This window comes from Mycobacterium heidelbergense (assembly GCF_010730745.1).
GTDB classification, from domain to species: Bacteria; Actinomycetota; Actinomycetes; order Mycobacteriales; family Mycobacteriaceae; genus Mycobacterium; species Mycobacterium heidelbergense.
Genome location: NZ_AP022615.1, coordinates 3,455,329 through 3,479,299, shown reverse-complemented (window position 1 = coordinate 3,479,299; position 23,971 = coordinate 3,455,329). Strand labels below are relative to the sequence as shown.

The 23,971-nt window shown below is 68.1% G+C and carries 20 protein-coding genes; 11 read left to right on the top strand and 9 right to left on the bottom strand.

The features are described from left to right. Positions 1 to 70 precede the first annotated feature (70 nt). Positions 71 to 484 carry a VOC family protein gene (locus tag G6N25_RS16380; RefSeq protein WP_083073556.1) on the top strand — a complete coding sequence of 138 codons (414 nt, stop codon included), beginning with the start codon at positions 71 to 73 and terminating at the stop codon, positions 482 to 484. Between the two features lie 102 nt (positions 485 to 586). Here the strand turns inward: G6N25_RS16380 and G6N25_RS16375 are convergent, their stop codons facing one another. The 4 genes from G6N25_RS16375 to G6N25_RS16360 form a co-directional block, all read right to left on the bottom strand. After that, positions 587 to 1,072 (bottom strand): Rrf2 family transcriptional regulator, encoded by a 486-nt coding sequence (locus tag G6N25_RS16375; protein WP_083073508.1) that lies wholly within the window; start codon positions 1,070 to 1,072, stop codon positions 587 to 589. Between the two features lie 26 nt (positions 1,073 to 1,098). Beyond that, complete coding sequence (gene cysC / locus G6N25_RS16370) at positions 1,099 to 2,952, bottom strand: adenylyl-sulfate kinase (RefSeq protein WP_083073509.1); 1,854 nt, start codon at positions 2,950 to 2,952, stop codon at positions 1,099 to 1,101. Further along, the gene (cysD, locus tag G6N25_RS16365) at positions 2,952 to 3,944 is read right to left on the bottom strand and encodes a sulfate adenylyltransferase subunit CysD (RefSeq protein ID WP_142272570.1); all 993 of its coding nucleotides are present in this window, start codon (positions 3,942 to 3,944) and stop codon (positions 2,952 to 2,954) included. Before cysD ends, cysC begins: the two co-directional genes overlap by 1 nt. Before the next feature lie 115 nt (positions 3,945 to 4,059). Continuing rightward, positions 4,060 to 4,581: a beta-class carbonic anhydrase gene (locus G6N25_RS16360; RefSeq protein ID WP_083073511.1), complete on the bottom strand. Its 522-nt coding sequence runs from the start codon at positions 4,579 to 4,581 to the stop codon at positions 4,060 to 4,062. A gap of 203 nt (positions 4,582 to 4,784) precedes the next feature. Between G6N25_RS16360 and G6N25_RS16355 the strand changes: the two genes are divergently transcribed. Genes G6N25_RS16355 through G6N25_RS16340 form a run of 4 tightly spaced genes read left to right on the top strand, consistent with a single transcriptional unit; the run spans position 4,785 to position 10,264 of the window. Next, positions 4,785 to 5,762 carry an ABC transporter permease gene (locus G6N25_RS16355; protein WP_083073512.1) on the top strand — a complete coding sequence of 326 codons (978 nt, stop codon included), beginning with the start codon at positions 4,785 to 4,787 and terminating at the stop codon, positions 5,760 to 5,762. Continuing rightward, positions 5,759 to 6,670 (top strand): ABC transporter permease, encoded by a 912-nt coding sequence (locus G6N25_RS16350; RefSeq protein WP_083073513.1) that lies wholly within the window; start codon positions 5,759 to 5,761, stop codon positions 6,668 to 6,670. The genes G6N25_RS16355 and G6N25_RS16350 overlap by 4 nt, the downstream gene beginning before the upstream one ends. Next, positions 6,667 to 8,505 carry a dipeptide ABC transporter ATP-binding protein gene (locus G6N25_RS16345; RefSeq protein WP_083073514.1) on the top strand — a complete coding sequence of 613 codons (1,839 nt, stop codon included), beginning with the start codon at positions 6,667 to 6,669 and terminating at the stop codon, positions 8,503 to 8,505. Before G6N25_RS16350 ends, G6N25_RS16345 begins: the two co-directional genes overlap by 4 nt. Further along, complete coding sequence (locus G6N25_RS16340) at positions 8,498 to 10,264, top strand: ABC transporter family substrate-binding protein (RefSeq protein ID WP_142272571.1); 1,767 nt, start codon at positions 8,498 to 8,500, stop codon at positions 10,262 to 10,264. Before G6N25_RS16345 ends, G6N25_RS16340 begins: the two co-directional genes overlap by 8 nt. A 14-nt stretch (positions 10,265 to 10,278) precedes the next feature. On the opposite strand, the gene G6N25_RS16335 is transcribed toward G6N25_RS16340, so the two are convergent. Next, positions 10,279 to 12,909: an AAA family ATPase gene (locus G6N25_RS16335; protein ID WP_083073515.1), complete on the bottom strand. Its 2,631-nt coding sequence runs from the start codon at positions 12,907 to 12,909 to the stop codon at positions 10,279 to 10,281. Then, positions 12,906 to 14,045, bottom strand: coding sequence for a metallophosphoesterase family protein (locus G6N25_RS16330; protein WP_083073516.1), 1,140 nt, complete (start codon positions 14,043 to 14,045; stop codon positions 12,906 to 12,908). Before G6N25_RS16330 ends, G6N25_RS16335 begins: the two co-directional genes overlap by 4 nt. A gap of 831 nt (positions 14,046 to 14,876) precedes the next feature. Between G6N25_RS16330 and G6N25_RS16325 the strand changes: the two genes are divergently transcribed. The 4 genes from G6N25_RS16325 (at position 14,877) to G6N25_RS16310 (ending at position 18,034) form a co-directional block, all read left to right on the top strand. Continuing rightward, positions 14,877 to 15,641 (top strand): AraC family transcriptional regulator, encoded by a 765-nt coding sequence (locus G6N25_RS16325; protein ID WP_308204618.1) that lies wholly within the window; start codon positions 14,877 to 14,879, stop codon positions 15,639 to 15,641. A gap of 10 nt (positions 15,642 to 15,651) precedes the next feature. Next, complete coding sequence (locus tag G6N25_RS16320) at positions 15,652 to 16,074, top strand: ester cyclase (RefSeq protein ID WP_142272572.1); 423 nt, start codon at positions 15,652 to 15,654, stop codon at positions 16,072 to 16,074. Positions 16,075 to 16,437: 363 nt separating this feature from the next. After that, on the top strand, positions 16,438 to 17,268 hold the full coding sequence (locus G6N25_RS16315) for a DUF3800 domain-containing protein (RefSeq protein ID WP_142272573.1): 831 nt from the start codon (positions 16,438 to 16,440) through the stop codon (positions 17,266 to 17,268). A 262-nt stretch (positions 17,269 to 17,530) separates the two neighbouring features. Beyond that, positions 17,531 to 18,034, top strand: coding sequence for a SixA phosphatase family protein (locus G6N25_RS16310; protein WP_083073518.1), 504 nt, complete (start codon positions 17,531 to 17,533; stop codon positions 18,032 to 18,034). Between the two features lie 30 nt (positions 18,035 to 18,064). Here the strand turns inward: G6N25_RS16310 and G6N25_RS16305 are convergent, their stop codons facing one another. Next, positions 18,065 to 18,625, bottom strand: a complete 561-nt coding sequence (locus G6N25_RS16305) for a DUF3558 domain-containing protein (RefSeq protein WP_083073519.1) — start codon at positions 18,623 to 18,625, stop codon at positions 18,065 to 18,067. Continuing rightward, on the bottom strand, positions 18,622 to 19,179 hold the full coding sequence (locus G6N25_RS16300; protein WP_083073520.1) for a DUF3558 domain-containing protein: 558 nt from the start codon (positions 19,177 to 19,179) through the stop codon (positions 18,622 to 18,624). Before G6N25_RS16300 ends, G6N25_RS16305 begins: the two co-directional genes overlap by 4 nt. A 185-nt stretch (positions 19,180 to 19,364) precedes the next feature. Between G6N25_RS16300 and G6N25_RS16295 the strand changes: the two genes are divergently transcribed. Together G6N25_RS16295 and G6N25_RS16290 are read left to right on the top strand one after the other, a co-directional pair. Beyond that, a complete protein-coding gene (locus G6N25_RS16295; RefSeq protein WP_083073559.1) occupies positions 19,365 to 21,116 on the top strand; it encodes an ABC transporter ATP-binding protein in 1,752 nt (583 codons plus the stop codon). Beyond that, positions 21,113 to 22,999, top strand: a complete 1,887-nt coding sequence (locus G6N25_RS16290) for an ABC transporter ATP-binding protein (protein ID WP_083073521.1) — start codon at positions 21,113 to 21,115, stop codon at positions 22,997 to 22,999. The genes G6N25_RS16295 and G6N25_RS16290 overlap by 4 nt, the downstream gene beginning before the upstream one ends. Positions 23,000 to 23,176: 177 nt before the next feature. Here the strand turns inward: G6N25_RS16290 and G6N25_RS16285 are convergent, their stop codons facing one another. Continuing rightward, complete coding sequence (locus G6N25_RS16285) at positions 23,177 to 23,761, bottom strand: hypothetical protein (protein ID WP_083073522.1); 585 nt, start codon at positions 23,759 to 23,761, stop codon at positions 23,177 to 23,179. Positions 23,762 to 23,971: the final 210 nt, after the last annotated feature.

Here is a 23,971-nt window from a genome sequence, read left to right as displayed (position 1 = left end):
CTATCCGCACGACGGCGATTGTGGCACGGGGGTCAACACGTGTGCCCCTCTCGGTGGCAGCATGGACCAGATGGGTTTGACCAGCACCTCCATCGCGCACGTCCGGCTGACCGTCACCGAGATCGAACGATCGCGGCGGTTCTACGAGAGCGTGTTCGGTTGGCCGGTGTTGCTGGAGGTCCCCGACAATGCCGACGAGGCCACCCGCGACCAGTTGAGTTTCCTGTACGGCGGCGTCGTCTACGACCTCGGCGGCATGCTGCTGGGGCTGCGGCCGGTCGCGACGGACCGTTTCGACGAGGATCGCGTCGGGCTCGATCACATCGCCTTCCGGCTCGCCAGCAGGGCCGAATTGGACGCCGCGGCCGCGCATCTCGACGACGTCGGCGTGCGGCACGAGCCGATCAAAGACATTGGCCCGTCCTATATCTTGGAGTTTCGCGACCCGGACAACATCGCCCTGGAGCTCACGGCGCCGAAGTAGGCCCCAGCCTTTGGCGCGAGCGTGCGCAGAATGACAGCCCGCACGGCGTGTCGTGTACAAACACGCACGGTCGCGAAGGTATGCCGGCCCTACGGTCGCCTGCTAGTCGGCGCGGCGCGGCGCGCCGTGCCGCACGCTCTCCTGGTCCCGGTAGTCGTCGGCGAGCCGCGCGACATGCCTGGGCAGGGCACCGCGCGCGACGTCGGCCAGAGTCGTTTCTTCCAGCACCGAGCGCATGCTGGCCCGCAGCGCCCGCCAGACATCGGCCAACGGCGCGGTCGGCCCGGAATAGGGCAGGTCGCCGAGCCCGATGTCGCGGACGCTGGCCAGCGGCCCGTCGATGCAGCGCAGCACGTCGGCGATGCTGATCTCGTTTCCCGGGCGGGCCAGTTCGTAGCCACCCTCGCGGCCACGATGGCTGCGCACCAGGCGGTCGGTGCGCAGGTTGGTCAGGATGTCGACGAGAAATTGCGGCGGTATGCCCTGGGCCTGGGCCAGGTCTTCGGTCTTGACCAGCGTGCCCCTGTCGACCGTGGCCAGCTGGACCATCGCCCGCACCGCGTACTCCGCCTTGGCTGACATGCGCACGGTGTGGATTTTGCCATCCGCTCGATCTAGGGCAGCGACTCGAGCAGGTCGATGATGCTCTGCGCCTGCTCGTCGAGGGTGCGTTCGGGGGTGAGCCGCAGGTCGGGATTCTTCGGTCGCTGGTACGGGCTGTCGATGCCGGTGAAGTGCGTGATCTCGCCCGCGCGCGCTTTGGCGTACAGCCCCTTGGGATCACGCTTCTCGCACTCCGCGATCGGGGTGTCGCAGAACACCTCGACGAAGTCGAAGCCGGCGTCGGCGTGCACCTTACGGGCCAGCTCCCGGTGCTCGGCGAGCGGGCTGATCGCCGGCACCAGCACGGTTTGGCCGGAGTCGGCCAGCAGCGTGGCCACGTGCGCCAGCCGGCGCAGGTTCTCGGCGCGGTCGGCCATGGAGAAGCCGAGGTCGGCGTTCAGGCCGTGCCGCAGGTTGTCGCCGTCGAGAACGTAAGCGGGAACGCCCTTTTCGAGCAGCTTCTGCTCGACCAGCATGGCCACCGACGACTTGCCCGCGCCCGACAGCCCGGTGAGCCACACCGTCCTGCCCCGGGCCGCCCTGTCCGCGGCGGTCACCAGCGACTTGTGCCGCACGGTGTTCGGGCTGGCCGCCTGCGCCGAGACCTCACGCAACACCATGCCCGCGGCCACGGTGCCGTTGGTGTCCGGGTCGATGAGGATGAACGAGCCGGTGCTGGCGTTGCGGGTGTACTCGTCGAGCAGCAGCGGCACCTGGGTGCGCAGCGAGATCCGGCCGAGTTCGTTGAGCTTCAAGGCCGTTGCGGTCTTGTCGCGATGCAGGGTGTTGACGTCGAGCCGGTAGTCCAGCGCGGTGATCCTCGCCCGCGTGGTCCGGGTGGTGTGCTTGATGACGTAGTCGCGGCCGGGCTCCAGCGCCGAATCGTCGTCCATCCAGCACACGGTCGCGTCGAATTCCTGAGCGATCCTGGGCTGGTTGTTGGTGCGGGCGATCAGGTCGCCGCGCGAGATGTCGATCTCGTCGGCGAGGCTCAACGACACCGCCATCGGCGGAAACGCCTCCGCCACCGGACCATTCGTCCCCTCGATCGCGGCGATCCGGGTGGTCTTGCCGATGGGCAGCACGACGACGTCGTCGCCCGGGCGCATCACCCCGCTGGCCACGGTGCCGGCGTAGCTGCGGTGGTCCTGATGCTCGCGGGTGTGTGGCCGGATGACGTATTGGACGGGGAACCGCACGTCGACCAGGTTGCGGTCACCGGCGATGTAGACCTCTTCGAGGTGCGACAGCAGCGCCGGCCCCTCATACCACGGCGCCTTGTCCGACTTGGTCACCACGTTGTCGCCGTGCAGCGCCGACATCGGGATGGTGGCCACGTCCTGCACGTCCAGGCGCGCGGCGAAGGCATGGAATTCGTCGCGGATCGACTCGAATCTCGCCCTGTCCCAGCCGATCAGGTCCATCTTGTTGACGGCGAGCACGATGTGCTGGATGCCCAGCAGCGACGCCAGGAAGGCGTGCCGGCGTGACTGCTCGAGCAGGCCGTGCCGCGCGTCGACGAGGACGATCACCAGCTGGGCGGTCGACGCACCGGTCACCATGTTGCGGGTGTACTGGATGTGCCCCGGGGTGTCGGCGATGATGAATTTCCGCTTGGGAGTGGCGAAGTAGCGGTAGGCGACGTCGATGGTGATGCCCTGTTCGCGTTCGGCCCGCAGGCCGTCGGTGACCAGCGCCAGGTCGGTGTAGTCGTGGCCGCGCTCCTTGGACGTGCGCTCCACCGACGCCCACTGGTCTTCCATGACGGCCTTGGAGTCGTAGAGCAGGCGCCCGATCAGCGTGGACTTGCCGTCGTCGACGGAACCGGCGGTGGCGATGCGGAGCAGCGTGGTGGGGGCGGCCATCAGAAGTAGCCCTGCCGTTTGCGGTCTTCCATCCCGGCCTCCGAGATCCGGTCGTCCGCCCGGGTCGCGCCGCGCTCGGTCAGCCGCGAGACCGCGGTCTCAGCGATCACCTCCGACACGGTGGCGGCCTCCGACTCCACGCAGCCGGTGCAGGTGACGTCCCCGACGGTGCGGAAACGGACCGTCGCCTCGAACACCGGCTCGTCGGCGCGTGGCTGCATGTGCCGGTGCACGGCCAGTAACATCCCGTCGCGCCGAAACACCTTGCGCCGGTGGGCGAAATAGATCGACGGCAGCGTGATCTTCTCGGCGCCGACGTACGACCAGATGTCGAACTCGGTCCAGTTGGACAACGGGAAGACCCGGATGTGCTCGCCCTTGTGGTGCCGGCCGTTGTAGAGGTTCCACAGCTCGGGCCGCTGGGCTTTCGGGTCCCACTGGCCGAATTCGTCGCGGAAGCTGAACACCCGCTCCTTGGCGCGCGCCTTTTCCTCGTCGCGCCGCGCCCCCCCGAACGCCGCGTCGAACCTGTTCTCCCGGATGGCGCGCAGCAGCGTCACGGTCTGTATCGGATTGCGCGACGGGATGGTCTCGACGACCCGTCCGGCGTCGATGTCCTCCTGCACCGACGCCACGACCAACCGCACCCCCGACTCGGCGACCAGTTCGTCGCGGGTGGCGATCACCTCGTCGAAGTTGTGGCCGGTGTCGACGTGCATGACCGGGAAGGGCGGGCGGCCGGGCCGGAACGCCTTGAGCGCCAGGTGCAGCATGACGATGGAGTCCTTGCCGCCCGAGAACAACAGCACCGGTCGCTCGAACTCGGCGGCCACCTCCCGGATGATGTGGATGGCCTCGGCCTCCAGCGAGCGCAGGTGGCTCAGTTCGTATTGGCCGGCGGCGGGGCCGGCCTTCACAACGGCGGTCATCGCGCCCCTCGTCATATTCCCGATAAATTTGGTAGAACTGACCATGTTTATGGTCATTGCCATCTATGGAACCAGGCGACCACGCCGGTGTCAATGACACGCATCGGACGCATGACGCCAAGGCCGCGGCGCCCGGGCCACCTACAAGATCGGCCGAGGCGTATCGCCCGCCTCCGCGTCACACCGCCGCGCGGGCCGCATCGTCGTCGGTCAGCGCGACTTCCTCGAGAGTGCCGGTGCTGACGTCGAAGACGAACCCGCGCAGCGACACGTGCCTGGTCACGAACGGGCTGTCGTCGATCCGGTGCGCCGACTGGCGGACGTCCTCCGCGACGTCCGAGAAGGCCTCGGGCGCCCACGGCGGTTCGACCCCCGTCTCGTCCTGGATGTCGCGCTTGAAGTCCTCGTCGGTGAAGGTGAGCATCCCGCAGTCGGTGTGGTGAATCAGGACGATCTCCCGCGTCCCCAGCAGCCGTTGGCTGATGGCCAGCGAGCGGATCACGTCGTCGGTGACGACCCCGCCGGCATTCCGGATGACGTGGGCTTCCCCCTCGTTGAGACCGAGGATGCGGTAGACGTCGAGCCGGGCATCCATGCACGCCACGACCGCGACATGCTTGCTCGGCGGCATCGGCAACTCGCCGATGAAGACGCTCGCATAATCAGCATTGTTGGCCAGATAGTCGTCGGTAACCGTCACGTGAGCCTCCTCCGAGTGTGGCCCATGAAATTTGCTGCATGCATCGGCGCCGCGGTGCATGCTAACAACCGGCTACCCGTTATTCACGCATGAGAATCAGCGGGATCACAAGAGGCCGACGCGTCATGCTTTTCGGGCCATCCGGCCGGTTGGCGCTCGGCTCGCTAACCTGTCCCAATGCGGCACGGGCGGCTCGGTAAGGCATGACCCGCTTTCTGGCGCGCCGGTTGCTCAACTACCTCGTGCTGCTGGCGCTGGCATCGTTTTTGACGTACTGCCTGACCTCGGTGGCCTTCTCGCCGCTGGACAGCCTGCTGCAGCGCAATCCACGCCCGCCCCAGGCCGTCATCGACGCCAAGGCCCACGCGCTCGGCTTGGACCAACCGATACCCATCCGCTACGCGCACTGGGCCTCGCACGTCGTTCGCGGCGACTTCGGGACGACCATCACCGGCCAGCCCGTCGCGACCACGCTGTGGCGCCGGGTCGGAGTCAGCCTGCGACTGCTGGTCATCGGCTCCGTGTCGGGCACCGTGCTGGGCGTCGCGGCCGGGGCATGGGGCGCGATCCGCCAGTATCGGCTCAGTGACCGCGTGGTCACGATGCTGGCGCTGCTCGTGCTGAGCACGCCGACGTTCGTCATCGCCAACCTGTTGATCCTCGGTGCCCTGCGGGTGAACTGGGCGGTTGGCATCCACCTTTTCGACTACACCGGGGAGACGTCACCGGGCGTGGTCGGCGGGGCTATCGGGCAGGCGCTGGACCGGTTGCGGCATGTGATCCTGCCGACGCTGACGCTGGCCCTGGTCGCCGCCGCCGGATACAGCCGATACCAGCGCAACGCGATGCTCGACGTGCTCGGCCAGGATTTCATTCGCACCGCCCGCGCCAAGGGGCTCACCCGCCGGCGCGCGCTGCTGAAACACGGGCTGCGCACCGCGCTGATACCGCTGGCCACGCTGTTCGCCTACGGGGTGGCGGGGCTGGTCACCGGGGCGGTGTTCGTCGAGAAGATCTTCGGCTGGCACGGCATGGGGGAATGGCTGGTGCAGGGCATTTCGGCCCAGGACACCAACATCATCGCGGCGATCACCCTGTTCTCCGGGACGGTGGTGTTGCTGGCCGGCCTGCTCTCGGATGTCATCTACGCGGCCCTCGACCCGAGGGTCCGGGTGTCATGACGTCCCGGGCCGAAACGGCTGCCGCCCAAGGGATATCCGGCTCGGACGTCGCGGATTTCACCTCGCGCCGCACCCTGGTGCTGCGCAGGTTCGCGCGCAACCGGCTGGCGGTGGCGTCGCTGACGCTGCTGGTGCTGCTGTTCGTCGGCTGCTACACGCTGCCCTCGCTGCTGCCCTACTCCTACGACGACCTCGATTTCAACGCCCTGCTGCAGCCCCCGAACGCCCGTCACTGGCTGGGCACCAACGCGCTGGGACAGGATCTGTTGGCGCAGATCCTGCGGGGAATGCAGAAGTCGATGCTGATCGGCGTCTGCGTCGCGGTCGTCTCCACGGGCATCGCGGCCACCGTCGGGTCCGTCGCCGGCTATTTCGGAGGCTGGCGGGACCGCGCGCTGATGTGGCTGGTCGACCTGCTGTTGGTGGTGCCCAGCTTCATCCTCATCGCGATCGTCACGCCGCGAACCAAGAACTCGTCCAGCATCGTGCTGCTGGTGCTGTTGCTGGCGGGCTTCGGCTGGATGATCAGCTCCCGCATGGTCCGCGGCATGACCATGAGTCTGCGTGAGCGCGAATTCATCCGCGCCGCACGGTATATGGGCGTCTCCAGCCGCCGGATCATCGTGGGCCATGTGGTGCCCAACGTGGCGTCCATCCTGATCATCGACGCCGCGCTCAACGTCGCCTCGGCCATCCTGGCCGAGACCGGCCTGAGCTTCCTCGGCTTCGGCATCCAGCCGCCCGACGTGTCGCTGGGCACCCTGATCGCCAACGGCACGCAGTCGGCGACGACCTTTCCGTGGGTGTTCCTGTTTCCGGCCGGCGTCCTGGTGCTGATCCTGGTGTGCGCCAACCTGACCGGCGACGGGCTGCGCGACGCGCTCGACCCCGGGAGCGGCACCCGATGAGCCCGCTGCTCGAGGTGACCGACCTGGCCGTCGCCTTTCCCGCCGACGGCCGACCGGTGACCGCGGTGCGTGGCATCAGCTACCGCATCGATCCCGGGGAAGTCGTGGCCATGGTCGGCGAATCGGGATCGGGCAAGTCCGTCTCGGCGATGGCGGTGGTGGGCCTGTTGCCAGAGTACGCGACGGTGCGCGGCTCGGTCCGCCTGCACGGCACGGAGCTGCTGGGTCTTGGCGACGACGCGATGTCGCGGTTCCGCGGCAAGGCGGTCGGCATGGTGTTCCAGGACCCGATGTCCGCCCTGACCCCGGTCTACACCGTCGGCGACCAGATCGCCGAGGCGATCGAAGTCCACCAGCCGCGGACCGGCAGGAAGGCTGCCCGCCGGCGCGCGGTGGAATTGCTTGAGCTGGTGGGTATTTCGCAGCCCGAACGACGCGCCCGGGCGTTTCCGCACGAGCTGTCCGGCGGCGAGCGGCAACGGGTGGTCATCGCGATCGCGATCGCCAACGATCCCGACCTGTTGATCTGCGACGAGCCGACCACCGCCCTGGATGTCACCGTGCAGGCGCAGATCCTCGAGGTGCTCAAGACCGCGCGCGACGTCACCGGGGCCGGCGTGCTGATCATCACCCACGACCTCGGCGTGGTGGCCGAGTTCGCCGACCGCGCGCTGGTGATGTACGCCGGTAAAGTCGTCGAGTTCGCGAGCGTGAAAGACCTCTACCGCGCCCGCCAAATGCCCTACACCGTGGGCCTGTTGGGCTCCGTTCCGCGGTTGGACGCCGCGCAGGGGACCCGGCTGGTGCCCATACCCGGTTCGCCCCCGTCGTTGGCCGGCCTGGACCCGGGATGCCCGTTCGCGCCGCGCTGCCCGCTGGCCATCGACGAGTGCCGCGCCGCGGAGCCGGAGTTGATCGAGGTCGGCGTGAACCATCGGGCGGCATGCATCCGCACCGACCAGGTTGGCGAGCGCAGCGCCGCGGACATCTATGGCGTCAACATCGAAAGCCGCCGGACGGAACCCGGCGACTCGTCGGTGGTGGTGCGGGTGCGCGATCTGGTCAAGACCTACCGGCTGACGAAGGGCGTGGTGTTGCGTCGCGCCGTCGGCGAGGTCCGGGCCGTCGACGGCATCAGCTTCGAGTTGCGGCAGGGCCGCACCCTGGGCATCGTCGGCGAGTCCGGTTCGGGCAAGTCGACTACCCTGCATGAGATCCTGGAACTGGTTGCGCCGCAATCGGGATCGATCGAGGTGCTCGGCACCGATGTCGCCACCCTGAGCCGGGCGAGCCGGCGATCGCTGCGGCGTGACATCCAGGTCGTGTTCCAGGACCCGGTGGCGTCCCTGGATCCACGGTTGCCCGTCTTCGAACTGGTTGCCGAGCCGTTGCGGGCCAACGGGTTCGGCAAGAGCGACACCAACGCGCGGGTCGCCGAGCTGCTCGACATCGTGGGGCTGCGCCGCGCGGACGCCACCCGCTACCCCGCCGAGTTCTCCGGCGGCCAGAAGCAGCGCATCGGCATCGCACGCGCGCTGGCATTGCAGCCCAAGATCCTGGCCCTCGACGAACCGGTGTCCGCCCTCGACGTCTCCATCCAGGCCGGGATCATCAACCTGCTGCTCGATCTGCAGGAAAGGTTCGGCCTGTCGTATCTCTTCGTGTCTCATGACCTTTCGGTGGTCAAACACCTGGCCCACCACGTGGCGGTCATGCACGCCGGCACCATCGTGGAGCAGGGTGACAGCCGGCAGGTCTTCGACAATCCGCAGCACGATTACACGCGCCGGCTGCTGGGCGCGGTGCCACAACCGGATCCGGGCGGCCGTGGCTAGGGCGCAGTTTCGAGCCTGCGCCCAGCGCGCCGAGCCTGCGCTGAGGGTGCCGTTTCGGGGCCACTACACGCTCTGGGTGCAGTTTCGAATTGTCGCGGGCCGCGCGGCGGTAGCGGTGGTGGTCGCCGCTTTGGCGCTCACCGGGTGCTCGCCGGCCATCGACCTGGCGCCCCCGACCGGCAGCGGCGCATCCATCGGCAGCACCAGCGACATCAACCCGCAGGATCCCGCCACGCTGCAGGACGGCGGGAGCCTGCGGCTGGCGCTCAGCGACTTCCCGCCCAACTTCAACATTCTGCACATCGACGGCAATTCGGCCGAGGTCGCCGCGATGATGAAGGCCACCCTGCCGCGGGCGTTCACGATCGGGCCGGACGGCTCGACGACGGTCGACACCGACTACTTCACCAGCGTCGAACTCACCGGGACCAGCCCGCAGGTGGTCACCTACACCATCAACCCTAAAGCGGTGTGGTCCGACGGCACGCCGATCACGTGGCGCGACATCGCCAGCCAAATCCACGCGCTCAGCGGCGTCGACAGGAACTTCGCGATCGCGGGACCCGGCGGCGCGGACCGGGTCGCCTCGGTCACCCGCGGGGTGGACGACCGGCAGGCCGTCATGACCTTCGCCAAGCCGTACGCCGAGTGGCGCGGCATGTTCGCCGGCAACGGCATGCTGCTGCCCGCCGCCATGACCGGCACGCCCGAGGCCTTCAACACGGGCCAGCTCGAGGGTCCCGGCCCGTCGGCGGGTCCTTTCATTTTTTCGTCTCTGGACCGGACCACGCAGCGAATCGTGTTGACCCGCAACCCGAAATGGTGGGGCCGGCGCCCGCGCCTGGACAACATCACCTACCTGGTGCTCGATGACGCCGCGCGGCTGCCGGCGCTGCAGAACAACACGATCGACGCCACCGGGATCGGCACGGTGGACCAGCTGACCATCGCGCAACGGACCAAGGGCATTTCGATCCGGCGCGCCCCCGCCCCGAGCTGGTCGCACTTCACGTTCAACGGTGCCCACGGGGCGATCCTCGAGGACAAGGCGCTGCGGGTCGCCGTATCCAAGGGCATCGACCGGCGGACCATCGCCAAGGTGGTCCAGTACGGCCTCACCGGCGACCCGGTGGCGTTGAACAACCACATCTATGTCGCCGGGCAGGAGGGCTATCAGGACAACGGCTCCGTCGTCCCCTACGACCCGGCCGAGGCGGCACGTGAGCTCGATGCCCTGGGCTGGCGGCTCAACGGCCAGTTCCGGGAGAAGGACGGGCGCCAGCTCGTCATCCGCGATTTGTTCTACGACGCGCAGGGCAGCCGCGTGTTCGCGCAGATCGCCCAGCACAGTCTCGCGCAGATCGGCGTCAAGCTCGATCTCGTCGCGAGGTCCGGCAGCGGCTTCTTCACCAACTACATCAACGTCGGGGCCTTCGACATCGCGCAGTTCGGCTGGCTCGGCGACGCGTTCCCCCTCTCGGCGCTGACCCAGATTTACCAGTCCTACGGGGCAAGCAACTTCGGCAAGATCGGCAGCCCGCAGATCGACGACGCGATCGAGCGAACGCTCGAAGAGCTCGATCCCGGCAAGGCGCGGGCGTTGGCCAACGACCTCGACAAGCTCATCTGGGCCGAGGGATTCAGCCTGCCGCTGACCCAATCTCCGGGCGACGTCGCGGTGCGCAGCACGCTCGCCAATTTCGGCGCGGCCGGCCTCGCCGACCTGAACTACACCGCGATCGGGTTCATGCGGACCTGAGCCGCACCGTGACGCTAGGCGTTGAGGTCGACGCGGTGCGCGCCCGTGACCCCGTCGTACCGATCGGGGCTGCAGGTGAGCACGATGACCTGTCCGTGAGCGCCCACGGCGTCGAAGGCCTCACCCATCTTCGCCAGCCGGGCGGGATCGGTGAATCCCAGCGCGTCGTCGACCAGCACCGGGACGGTGTCCTCCTTGGCCACCAGGGCGGCGCCGGCCAGCCGCGCCAGGATGCCGAGCTGCTCTTTGGCCCCACCGGACAACGATTCGTACGGCACCGTGACGCCGTTCAGGGTGCGGCTGCGGACGCACAGGTCGCTGTCGATGTCCACCTCGAACGTGGGCCCGAACACCGGGCGGCCGAGCCGCTGCAGTTCGGCGCGATAGGGCTCGACGTAGCGCTGCCTGGTGGTGTCGCGGTGACGCGTCATCACCGACCGCAGCAGCCGCGCGGCCCGCGCCCGCTCACCCATCCGGGCGTGCTGGCTGGCGGCGTGCTCGCGTTCCGTCTCGGCGGCGTCCAGCTTGCCTTGGCGACCCTCGCCGCCGAAGACCGAAAGCTCGATACCGATCTCGCGCAATGCACCCGCGGCCTCTTCGTAGCGATCGTGCAGCGACGTCGCTTCCCCTGTGGCAGCGGCCAATTCGGCGGCCACCGCGTCCGGCGCCGCGGCGGCAAGCTCGCCGGCCAGCTCGGCGAGCCGCCGCTGAGCGTCTTCCGCCGCCTTCAGCCCGGTGTCCGCCGCCGACGCGAGGTCCTCGTCACTGACCGACCCCCGCTCCCGCGCCAGCCGGGCGGTGGCCGCGTCCAGCTCGCCGCGCTGGGTCTCCAGCGTGTTCAGCAAAACCGTTGCCCGCATGGATGACTCGGCCAGCCTGCCATCGGCGTCCGCGGCGATCCGGCGGCGCGTCTCGTGTTCGGCGGACGCGGCGGCGCGGTCGGCCTCCGCCGCATCCAGTTCGGTGCGGGCGGCGGCGATGTCCGTCGCGATGACGTCGGGTTCGTCCGATTGACCGGCACGCAACTGCGCGAGCCGCGACCGCAGCTGGTCGACCGGTTCGTCGCCGCACAAACCGGCCAGGGTGGCGCTCAACTGGTCGCGGCTTGCCTGCAGTTCGCGGCGGCGTTGATCGGCGGATCGCGCGGCCGCCAGGTCAACGACGGCGCCGGCCTCCAACGCGGCGGCCAGCTCCTGTTCCGCCGCAACGTATTTGGCCTGGATGTCGAGGGTGGTCGCGCCCGGGGTGACCCGCGCGGTCAGGACGCCGGGTACCGCCACGGTGGTGGGACCGGTCGCCGTGATCGACCAGCTTTGGCCCGCCGCGAGCGGCACCCGTTGGTCGCCGGCGAGGAGCTCGATGTCGGCGGCGGCGGTGATCTCCACCCCGGCGGACATCAACGCCAACTGGCCGCCGAGGCGGTCGACGGCGGCCGCGGCGTCCTCGATTCGCCGCAGCAACTCCTCGGTGACGGCGGCGACCGGGGGCTCTGCGAGTTCCGCGCGGACCCGGTCCCGGTCCCGCTGGATGGTGACGATCCTGGCCAACCGGGCGCTCAGCCGGTCGGCCTCCTCGCGGTTGGCGAGCTGGTCGACGGCGCGCCGGGCGGCCTCGGCGCGACGTTGCAGGTCCGTCAGGGCCCGGGTGGCTTCCTCGGCGGCGGTGGCCGCGGCCTCGGCGTCGGCCGCCGCTTGTGCCCGCGCGTCGGCGGCCTGTTGCGCTTCGGCCTCGGCCGCGGCGACGATGGCCGTGCGAGTGTCGATTTCGGCCAGCAGCGCCAACCGCCCGGTGTGGGCGGCGGTGGCCGCGGCGCCGGTCGCCGCCGCGGCGTCGGCGACCAGCCTGGCCTCGCGCTCTTGGCCGGTGAGTTCGGCGATCCTGTCGGCGGCCGCCCGCGCGGCGGCGAGCCGGGGGGCGGCCGAGGCCCGCCGCTGCGCCAACTCGGCCGCCCGCTCGGTCAGGACGGCGTGGCGGCGCACCCGGTCGTCAACCTCGGCGACCGCCGCCGCGCATTCCGCGACCGCGGCCTCGGCGTCGGCCAGCCGGGAGATCGCGGCGGCCCACTCGCCGGTGGGGCGCCCGGTGGGGGTGAAATAGCGGCCGTGCTCGGCGTCGATCCGCTCGATGAGCAACGGCTCGGTGCCCTGTAGCGCCGTGGCGTCTCCGGCCGCGACGTCCAGCGCGCGCGACAGCGCATCACAACCGGACAGATCCACCGCGGCGGTCGAGGTGGCCTGCAGCACCCGCTGGGCGCGCCACAGGTCGTTGTCCACCGTCTCGGCCAGCATCGCCCGGACCCGTTCGTGGGCCTCGTCGCCGGTGAGCTGATCGCGGCGCGGCGTCAGCACCGTCAACTCCGTCTCGCATTTTTTGTGGAACCGCTTGCGGTACACGAAACGGTAAGGACCGCAGCTTATTTCGGCGCTGACCTCGGAGCCGACGTCGCTGTTGGCCGGCTTGACCGCCTTGACTTCCTTCTTCGTGGAGCGGTCCCTGGACTCCAGCAGGAGGTCCAAGGCCTCGACCATCGACGACTTGCCGATCTCGTTGGCGCCGCACACCACCACCACGCCTCGGTCGGGGAACTCGATCTCCCGGTGCGCGATGCCGCGGTAGTTGGTGAGGACCAGCCGGTGCAGCTTCATGCGGCCCCCCGATCGGCGAGCCGCAGCAACAGCGCCAGCGCCGCCTGCGCATCGACGGCGGACTCCGCGTCGCCCTCGCGTGCCGTTGCCACCAGCTCCTCGACGGCCGCGGCGGCGAACCCGCCGATGCCGAGATCGGTGAACTCGCCGTCGGCGGGTATGACGACGAGGTCGGTGCGGCGTTCCCACAGGCCGAGCCAGGCGAACAACCGGGCGTATCGGTCGAGGCACGCGTCCAGCGCGGCGCGGTCGGTGACCGTCAACGAACCGGTCAGCGCCAACCGCACCACGGTGCGGTCCTTGTCGGTGATCTGGTCGAGGTTCACGTCGAGGTCGGCGATGTCGCGGCTGGTGTCGACCTGAGGGTGCAGGGTGACGAACCGCCAGCGGCCGACGCGCCGGGGCTCCACGGTGACGGCGCTCTCGTCGACGTCGACGACCAGGACGTGACCGGGGTCCGATTCGACGTCGTCGAAGTTGGTGACTTCCGGTGAACCGGAATACCAGACCCGGCCGCTGTCGCCCACCCGGGTGAGCGAATGCCTGTCCCCCAGCGCGGCATAGTGGATTGCGCCGCGGGCCAGCGCGTCGTCGAGCGTGGTGAGCCGGATCAGCGACGGTTTGTCGCGGTCGGGGTCGAGGACGTCGACGCCGCCATGGGCGACGAGGATCCGGGTGACGGGTCCGGGGGTCAGGTCTTCGAGGACCTCGGCGACCAGGTCGGTGGTCGGGGCCTTGGACCGCCACGGCGCGGCGACGATCTCCACCCCGGGCCTCACCTGATGGACACCGGCCCGGTCGAGCACGGTGACGTTGTCCGGGCGTTCGGCGGTGAACAGCGCGCTCGTGTACACCGAGGACGCGTCGAGCGGATCGTGGTTGCCCGGCAGCAGGTAGACCGGAATTCCGATGGCGCGCATGGCTTCCAGCGACTGCCCGATCACCTGCGGGGAGAGCTGGTTGTGCTCGAAGACGTCACCGGCCACCACGACGAACTCGGCGCCCACCTCCGCCGCCAGCGCCCCCAGACCGGCGACCGCGTCGCGGCGGGCCGCCGAGTACCGTGGCTGGGCATCGCCGGCAAGGAAGTGCCGGGTCATGCCGAGCTGCCAGTCGGCGGTGTGCAGGAATCGCATCCCGGCGCCCCCCTTTCTGGTTGCGTGGCTATCAGGGCATCGCGAGTTTAGGACTGGATGCCGACAAGTCGGGGGACGCGCACCGGCATGGGTGCACCGCACATATGGTGATGGCGATTCGGGCTTGAGCTCTGCGGGAGCATGTCGGGCGGAAACCTTCGATTGAAGGTCGGACCTGCTCCTATAGGAAGAAGAGCGGGCTGCGGCGCGCCCGCATTGATTGCGGCGTGTCACGCCCGTAAATTAGTGGTGCACGCCCGGCAGGATCGCATTCACCTCGGTGAAGCCCGCCGGGCCTTCTTCTGTCTAGAGCGAAGTGCCATGGACCCGGCCAGAGTGGCGGCACTCGACACGTTTGTAACAGCGCCACGCTTGGCCCCTTACCTCAGCGCATGCGGTGGTGATCGTGCTCAGGCCCGGCGACTCTACGTCTGGAACATGGAGATCAGCGCGGCGTTCTGGGGTGCCATTTCAAGCGTCAAGGTCGCGCGCCATTGCTCGCGGCGGTGATCACGCCGGCGGGTCGGACCCTTCGCCGAGCCTGTAAGTATGCAGCGAGAGTGCGAGTAGCGGCCTGCAAAATTACAGGCTCGGTGATCGGCGTGCTAGACCTGCCGCAACTCGAACAGCGGAATCACCCTGTTGGTTGGTCTTGAATTGATACTCCGCGAAGCCCGGTGCCGCGACTGCGATTGATCGAGCTGAAGCTGCCGGAACCCTTCGCCCGGTCGGGCAGCAGACCTACGTGCGGCGGTCGACGATGACAAGATGAAGGCTTCGGCCGTTGGTTGATACCCACTGAACGACCGTCAGCACGCATATGGTGATGGCGTGTACCAGGAGTTTCGTCCCGATCGACGGCTCGCGCCGTTGGTCGAATGCGGCTGGGTTCGGTCCGGCCCGGCGAGCCGACCTTTGCGTGTGATGCCGGACGGGTGCGTCGACCTGTTCGTCGGTTCGCGGGGCGACGTCATGATCGCGGGTCCCGCCACCACCTTCTACGACCTGCCGCCGGACACGGGATGCGTGCTCGCCGGTCTTCGATTGCGGCCGGGCGCGGCGGCCGCCCTCATCGGGCCGCCCGCCAGCGAGTTCACCGACCGCCGGGTTCTCCTCGATTCGATCTTCGGCGTCCGCGGCACCCTCATGGCCGAGATGGTCCTTGCGGCAACGACTCCCAGTCAACGCGTGGCGGCGCTGGAAGACCTGCTGGCCGGCTATCTCGCCGGCGCCGAACCGTTGGTCGATACCGCCGTCACCCGGGCGATAGGGATAATGCGGCGACACCCGGGCCGGCCGGTATCGAGCCTGGCCGCCGCCGTCGATCTCAGCGAACGACAGCTGCGCCGCCGGTTTGAGACCGCTGTCGGCTACGGCCCCAAGCGGTTTGGCCGGATCCTTCGATTCCAGCGTCTGCTGGATTTGATCCATACCCGCGGCGCCCGAGCACGTTGGGCGGAGTTGGCGATCGAAGCCAACTACGCCGACCAGCCGCACATGATCAACGAGTGCCTGGCGCTGGCGGGGGTGTCGCCCGTCGCGCTCCCGCGGGGCGTGTCCGTTTCATCCAATACCACCCCCGGTGATGCGCGTTAGCCTTTGCCGAATGACGAACCCGAAAGCCGTTGCGCTCGAGTCCTTCCGGCTGATCGAGACCGGAGACGAGGAGCTGGCCCGACGAATCATCGCCCCAAGCTACGTGAATCAGGAGGCCGACGACGACCCGGACGATGTCGAACGCCGGCTCCTCGGCCCCGCGGGGTTCCTGGCCACCAGCCGATGGCTGCGCGACGCGTTCTCCGATCTGCGGTTCGAACCGCAGGAGACCGTGGCCGAGGCCGGGGTCGTGATCGCCGCGGCCACCATGACCGGCGAGCACACCGGGGTGTTCAACGGCATCGAACCCACCGGCAGGCGGATCAACCACAAACAGGTGCACATCTTCACGGTCGCCGGCGGCCAGATCACCCATCACCGCGCGGTCCGTGACGACCTGGGCTTGCTGCTCCAACTCGGCTGGCGCCCCTGAGGCATGGTGCCGCTTTGCAATTGGCCCTAGCCCGGGCGGTTGAGCCCCAGTGACTTAACGCGACGCCGCACAAGCGGTGGCTCGGGTCGGGAGCAGCTGGCGATTTTGTTGGCCGGTGATGGACGAGCGGGAAATGTCGGACCCCCCTGGAAGCATCCGGGCATTATGAAGGTGCAACAACGGTCGCCTGGTCAATGTGCTGTCGCGGAGACTGCAAGTGATGATGGGGCGCGACGGTGACGAAGTCGTTGGCCGGGCCGTGTGGTGCGGCAATCGCGGACGAGGCCAGACACCGGAGACGCCGGGATCGGTTTAACGTCCGCAAGAAGACGTTGACGGGGCAGTCGAATGCGCGGTGGGCCGGTGCGATCATCGGCGCCAACGGCGACCACTACCGGCTATTTCGTCAGCCCGCAGGAGGTCGAGCCGTTGGCGAAACCTGAAGTTGATGCGGTGCTCGTTCCTCGCGGCTACCCGTGTGCAACCTTCTTTGTCGACGAGAGTTCGGCGCGTGCCAGCAGTGGGTCATTCTTCGTTGTGGGCGCCGTCAAGCTGCGAAAACCCGGTGCACTGCTGCGTAGCATCGAGCACATTCGCGATACACGCGCGTACGACGGGGAGTTCAAGTTCAGTCGTATATCGCGCGGCAAGCTCACGGCGTACTACGAGGTCATAGACGCACTTGCGAATTCCGATGCCCATATCACAGCCTGTGTCGTCGACCTTTCGTCGAAGACGTGCAATCCGTTCGACGGCAAACACCCGGAATGGCAAGTCCATGCAAAGGTCGTAGCAAAGATGCTGGTGGGCAGCATCAATTCACGAGAGCTGGCAAGCGCCGTGCTCGATCGACGCACGACACCGGTCGGTATCGCATTCGATGACGCTGTGCGTGGAATGGTTAACCAGCGGCTCAGGTCTACCGGCCTGGTATCTGCTGTATGCGCCGACTCGCGTTGCACTGACGGGCTGCAGCTTGCCGATTTGGTGGCTGGCGCTGTGGCGCACCAGCGGCGCTCCGACTCTTCGGCAAACTCTCATAAGGGGCGAGTCGCGGCCCGTCTCGCGGCAGCATTTGGGGTCGCTTCGTTCGCGACCGACCAGCGCACGAAAAGAGTAAACGTGCTGACTCATGGAAGCCGGCGCACCTCGTCGCACGCTGCCGTGGTTGAACAACGGTGCCCCGCGCGGTAGCTTGAATGCTGCGGTCAGAGCTTCGGGCTCTCAACCGCATCTCCTGGTCAGAGCTTCGGGCTCTCAACTTGGGGGTTAAATCGGTCTGGCCGTCACGAGGTGTGGCCGGATAATCACATACCCTGCTAAGGCGCTGTGGGTGAAAACCCCAGCGCCTTAGCTCGTTTGTTGAAACCCCAATCGAACTGCCTCCTACTCCACCACAACTAAGACGACGACGAGTGGTAGCAGCTTTGGCACCGCGTTTATTACCGTGGACCGGATGAGTGATCGGCGCACCCTGCTACTGATGCGGCACGCGAAGTCCGCGTACCCTCCTGGCGTCGCCGACCATGACAGGCCGTTGGCGCCGCGCGGCATCAGGGAAGCCGGGCTCGCCGGAGGCTGGCTGCGCGCCAACGCGCCCACCGTCGACGCCGTGCTGTGCTCCACCGCCACCCGCGCCCGGGAGACCCTGACCAACACCGGTATCGACGCACCGGTGCGTTACGTCGAGCGGCTCTACGACAGCACCCCCGGCATCATGATTGACGAGATCAACAAGGTCCCCGACGACGTCACGACCCTGCTCGTCATCGGGCACGAACCGACGATGTCCGCGTTGGCGCTCACCCTGGCCGACGACGACGGCACGGATGCCGCTGTCGCGGAACGCATTTCGGCGAAGTTCCCCACATCGGCGATCGCGATACTGGCCGTGCCCGGCGCCTGGGAAGGCCTGGAACCCGGCCGGGCCGCGCTGGTCGGCCTCCAAGTCCCGCGCTGACCGCCCACAACAAGTCGACGTTGAGCCGGTCTACGAGTTGGTCGCCAGCGTCAGCTCCATGAGCTTGATGGCCTGCCCGCAGGCGTCGATGCCAGGCGCCTGAGGATTGACCCACCAACCGACGACCCCGGCCGCGTTGCTGGCCACCCCGCAGGCGCCGTTCGCGTCGTCGGGACGCATCACGATCGAATCGATGCCCGCGATCGAACGGTTCTCGACCTTGTACTTCAGGAAGTCGGCCACCTTGCGCTCGTTGCTCAGGCTGCCCTGCTCGAACCAGAACCGCGTGATGTCGATCAGGCCGGCCGGGTTGGCCGCCTGCCACCGGCAGATCGCGCCGACGAACGTGCTCTGAATGTCAAGCGGATCGGCGCCCACGGTCTTGGCCAGGATGTCGCTGGTCAACACCTCACATTCCTTGAGCAGGTTCGGATACTGCTGTTGGGAGTTGTTGTTGCGCGGCACGTTTCCGCCGGCCTTGATGGCGTTGCCCCCGACGGACCTCGAACAACCGGTCAGCACCAACAGCGCGGCGATCACGACGGCGGCACCGGCACGCACCCACCTACCGGAACGCACGGGGGCGGTCATTTCGAGTTCGCAATCGACTGACGGGCCAGCTCCTTGGCTATGTCGCAGGGCGGCGGGAAGGGCTTTTGGCTGAAGCTGACTGACCACTCGATGAAGTCGTCCTGGAACTGGATGCCCACTTCGCATAGCGAGTCACCTAGGTTGGGCTCGTTGCCGACGGCGATGAAACCGCCATGGCCGTTGATGTTGATGTCATCGACGCTCGCGCGCGACAGCTCCTCCGTCTTGCGTTCACGCCCGATCGGGCTGCCGCGATACCAGGAAAAGGAGAAGTGCGGGCCGAGGATGCCGCCGCCCGCCAGCCACTGGCACCCCACGGAGTTGCGGGCGGTGTTCACCAGCCCCGTCACCTTGGTCAGGTCCGACACCGTCTGATCGCTGATGCCACCGCATTGCGGGAACATCGGCCCGTGGTGGCCCTCCCCGTTGCCGGGCGTCGACGACGCCGTCGCTCCAGGCTTGTTGTCACCGGAACCGGAGCACCCCGCGACCGCCGGGATCAGGATCGTCAAGGCCGTCGCCGCAAGAGCCAGCGCCCTCAGATCACGCCGCACCGGTACCCCGCCATTCCTGAGCCTGCTGCTGGTCCACACGATGCACTGTAGCGGCAGCCCAGGGGGTCAACCACCGACGCGCCAGCTGAACAGGCATTTTGATCCGTTCGCAAGCGCGGCGCGGCCGCGGAACCGACGCGGCGGTGCTGGCGACCGCGGCGCCCGCCGTGTGCGACAGTTACGAAATGCTCCTGGCACTGCTGCGCCAGTACATCCGGCCGTACCGCCGGCTGGTTGGGGTGCTGATGGTGCTGCAGCTGATCAGCACCCTGGCGTCGCTGTACCTGCCCACGGTCAACGCCGCGATCATCGACGAGGGCGTCGCCAAGGGCGACACGGCCACCATCGTCAGGCTCGGCATGGTGATGCTGACGGTCACCGGACTGCAGGTGCTGTGCGCGGTCGGGGCCGCCTACTTCGGCTCGCGGACCGGAATGGGCTTCGGCCGCGACCTGCGCCGGGCGATCTTCGAGCACGTCACCACCTTCTCCGAACGCGAGACCGCCCGATTCGGCGCGCCAACGCTGTTGACGCGCAGCACCAACGACGTCCGGCAGATCCAATACCTGGTGCAGATATCGGGCACCGTGCTGGTGACCGCCCCGATCATGTGCGTCGGGGGCATCGTCATGGCCATCCACCAGGAGGCCGCGCTGACGTGGCTGCTGCTGGTCAGCGTTCCGATCATGGCCGTGGCCAACTACTGGATCATGTCGCACATGCTGCCGCTCTTCCGCGGAATGCAGGGCCTGATCGACGCCATCAATCGGGTGATGCGCGACCAGCTGTCCGGTGTCCGGGTGGTGCGGGCGTTCGCGCGCGAGCGCTTCGAGCGCGACCGCTTCGCCCGCGCCAACGCCGCGCTCTCGAATACCGCGCTGACCGCCGGCAATTGGCAGGCGCTGATGCTCCCGGTGACCACGCTGACCGTCAACGTGTCCAGCGTCGCGCTCATCTGGTTCGGTGGCCTGCGCATCGACCGCGGGCAGATGCAGGTCGGCTCGCTGACCGCCTTCCTGGCGTATTTCACCCAGATCCTGATGGCGGTGTTGATGGCGACGATGACGCTGGTGGTGCTGCCGCGCGCCGCGGTGTGCGCCGAACGGGTCACCGAGGTGCTCTGGACCCGCGCCGCGGTCGAGAACCCACCGAACCCGGGGTTCCCGCGAGGCGGGATCACCGGTGTGGTGCGCCTGGACGGCGCCACGTTCACCTATCCGGGCGCGGATCGCCCGGTGTTGCAAGACATCTCGTTGACCGCACTGCCGGGCACCACCACCGCGATCGTCGGCGGCACCGGCTCGGGCAAGTCGACGCTGGTGTCACTGATCTGCCGGCTCTACGACGTGACCGCCGGCGCCGTTCTGGTCGACGACGTCGACGTCCGCGATTACCACACCGAACGGCTCTGGTCGGCGATCGGGCTGGTCCCCCAGCGCGGCTACCTCTTCTCCGGCACCATCGCCGACAATCTGCGCTACGGCAAGGCAGACGCAACCGACGAACAGATGTGGGAAGCCTTGCGGGTGGCCGACGCCGACGGATTCGTGCGGGCCCACGGCCCGGCGGACAGTGGGCTGCGAATGCGGGTGGCCCAGGGCGGGATCAACTTCTCGGGCGGTCAACGGCAACGGCTGGCGATCGCCCGGGCGGTCATCCGCCGCCCGACCATCTATCTGTTCGACGACGCGTTCGGCGCGCTCGACGTGCACAGCGACGCGCGGGTGCGCGCCTCGCTGCGGCGGATATCCGGGCGCGCCACCGTCATCGTTGTCACGCAACGGATCTCGACCGCAGCCCAGGCCGACCAGGTGATCGTGGTCGACGACGGAAGGCTCGTGGGTTCGGGCACCCATGAGTCGCTGTTGGCCGACTGCGCCACCTATGCGGAATTCGCTGACTCGCAGTCGGTGGGCGCCTTGCGGGGCACGCAGTGACCGTGGCGACCACCCGCCCCCTGGCCCCGGCCCCCGCCGGGAGGTCCCGCGACTTCTGGGGTTCGGCGGCGCGACTGGTGAAACGGCTTGCGCCGCAACGACGAATGAGCATCGCGGTGATCACGCTGGGCATCGCGGGCACGGGGATCGGGGTCGTCGTGCCGCGGATCCTTGGCCATGCCACCGATCTGCTGTTCAACGGCGTCATCGGGCGACAGCTTCCCGCCGGAATGACCAAGGCGCAGGCCGTCGCCGCGGCCCGCGCCCGCGGCGACGGCGCCTTCGCCGACCTGCTGTCGGGAATGAACGTCGTGCCGGGCCGAGGCGTGGACTTCGGCGCGGTGGCACGAACGCTGGTGCTGGCGCTGGGATTGTATCTGGTTGCGTCGCTGCTGATTTGGTCCCAGGCCCGCCTGCTCAACCTGACGGTGCAGCGAACCATGGTCGCGCTGCGCTCCGACGTCGAGGACAAGGTTCACCGGCTGCCGTTGTCGTATTTCGACGGGCGCCAACGCGGCGAGCTGCTGAGCCGGGTCACCAACGATATCGACAACGTCCAGTCGTCGGTCTCGATGACGATCAGCCAGCTGCTGACGTCGATCCTGACGGTGGTGACGGTGCTGGCGATGATGGTGTCCATCTCGCCGCTGTTGGCCCTGATCACCTTGGTGACCGTGCCGGTGTCGCTGCTGGCGACGCGGGCGATCGCGCGACGTTCGCAGCGCCTGTTTGTGGCCCAGTGGACCAGCACCGGACGCCTCAACGCCCACATCGAGGAGACCTACAGCGGGTTCACGGTGGTCAAGACGTTCGGCCACGCGGCCGCGGCGCGCGAACAGTTCCGCCGCTTCAACGACGACGTCTACCACGCGAGTTTCGGGGCCCAGTTTTTCTCCGGTCTGGTGGGGCCGGCGACGACGTTCATCGGCAATCTCGGGTACGTCGCCGTCGCCGTGGTGGGGGGCGTGCAGGTGGCCACCGGGCAGATCACCCTCGGCAGCATCCAGGCGTTCATTCAATACGTCCGGCAGTTCAACGCCCCGCTGAGCCAGGTGGCCGGGATGTACAACACCCTGCAATCCGGGGTGGCCAGCGCCGAGCGGGTGTTCGACCTGCTCGACGAGCCCGAGGAGCCGCCGGACTCCGAGACGGCGCTCCCTCGCGCGGGCGGGCGCGTCGAGTTCCAGCACGTGAACTTTTCGTACCGGCCGGGCATCCCGGTGATCCGGGACCTGTCGCTGGTGGCCGAACCGGGCAGCACGGTGGCGATCGTCGGACCGACCGGAGCGGGCAAGACCACGATGGTGAACCTGCTGATGCGGTTCTACGACGTCGATTCCGGGCGAATACTGATCGACGGGGTCGACATCGCGACGATGAGCAGGCAGTCGCTGCGGTCGCGAATCGGCATGGTGCTGCAGGACGCCTGGCTGTTCGACGGGACGATCGCGGAGAACATCGCCTACGGGCGGCCGGGGGCCACCGAGGACGAGGTGGTCGAAGCCGCCACGGCGTCCCACGTCGACCGGTTCGTGCACACGCTGCCGGCCGGCTACCAGACCCGGGTCAGCGGCGGCGGCGCCAACCTCAGCGCCGGGGAGAAGCAACTCATCACCATCGCACGCGCATTTCTCGCCCGCCCGCAGCTACTGATCCTGGACGAGGCGACCAGCTCGGTCGATACCCGCACCGAGGCCCTCGTTCAGCGTGCCACCCGTGAGCTCCGCCGGGATCGGACGAGTTTCATTATCGCGCATCGTCTTTCGACGATCCGAGACGCCGACCGCATTGTGGTGGTGGAGGCCGGGCGCATCGTCGAGCAGGGCGACCACGCCGAACTGCTGGCGCGCAGGGGCGCCTATTACGCGATGACCCAGGCGTAGCCGCGGCGCGATAAAAGTCGCCGTTATCCTGCGGCGGGCCCGCCCGGGGCTTACCGTCATGATTGCTGAGTCGGCGGTCGCGACCGTCGGGTCGGGCCGGACAGGTCATCGACAAGATCGTCGCCAAAATCGACAACCAATAGCGGGCCAATGCCCAAGGGGCACTGCGGCGTTGGGTTACGTCTGGAGGTCGGGCCCCTGTGCGCGCAGGTCGTCGACGGCCGACATCGCGTCGCGCAGCCTGGCCAGCCAGTCCTCGGTGTGCTCACCGACCAGCTTGACCGACCACGCGAGCGCGTCGGCGCGGGACCGGGCGACGCCGGCGTCGACCAACGTGTCGAGCACCTGGCGTTCGGGTTGCTTCAGGCGTGTCATCACCGGCACCGCGATGTGGGTGAACAGGATTCGCTCCGTGCCGGTTTGGGAGCCGACTTCCACGCCCCAGGAAACCTTGCGCCCGTAGCGATCCTGCGCCTCGTCGGCGATGCGCATTCGCTCGGGACGGGTTTCTTCGCGGAATCGCGAGACGCGGCCCTCCGCGCGGGCGTCGCTCTCTTCCCTTCCCGAGTTCTCGGGCTCGGGAAGCCGTCCGATGACGGTGATCTCTTCGCGGTCGACGATGACGGTCGGGTCGCCGTCGAACCAGGATTCGGGTAGGCGTCCGGCGAACCATTCCGCCGCGCCGCTCGCGTCGGGCTGCTGGGCTTGCTGCCAGCCCCCGGGGCGGCCGTACCGCCGCCCGTGTGTGTGGTGGGTTCTCATGATTACATAATTACACCGTTACACCCTGAAGGGAACCGCGTTCACCCGCGGCGAACGCCAAAACCGTCGGCGGAACGGCCTCGAGGCGCCATCAAATCGCCCCAAACCGGGCAGACCCGTTGATATGGCCTGTTCGGGGTTGTATTTTTGGTAGTGAAGCAGGCCCGGAAGCGACCAATTCGAAGCGCCGGACGATGGGGTAGGACGCCG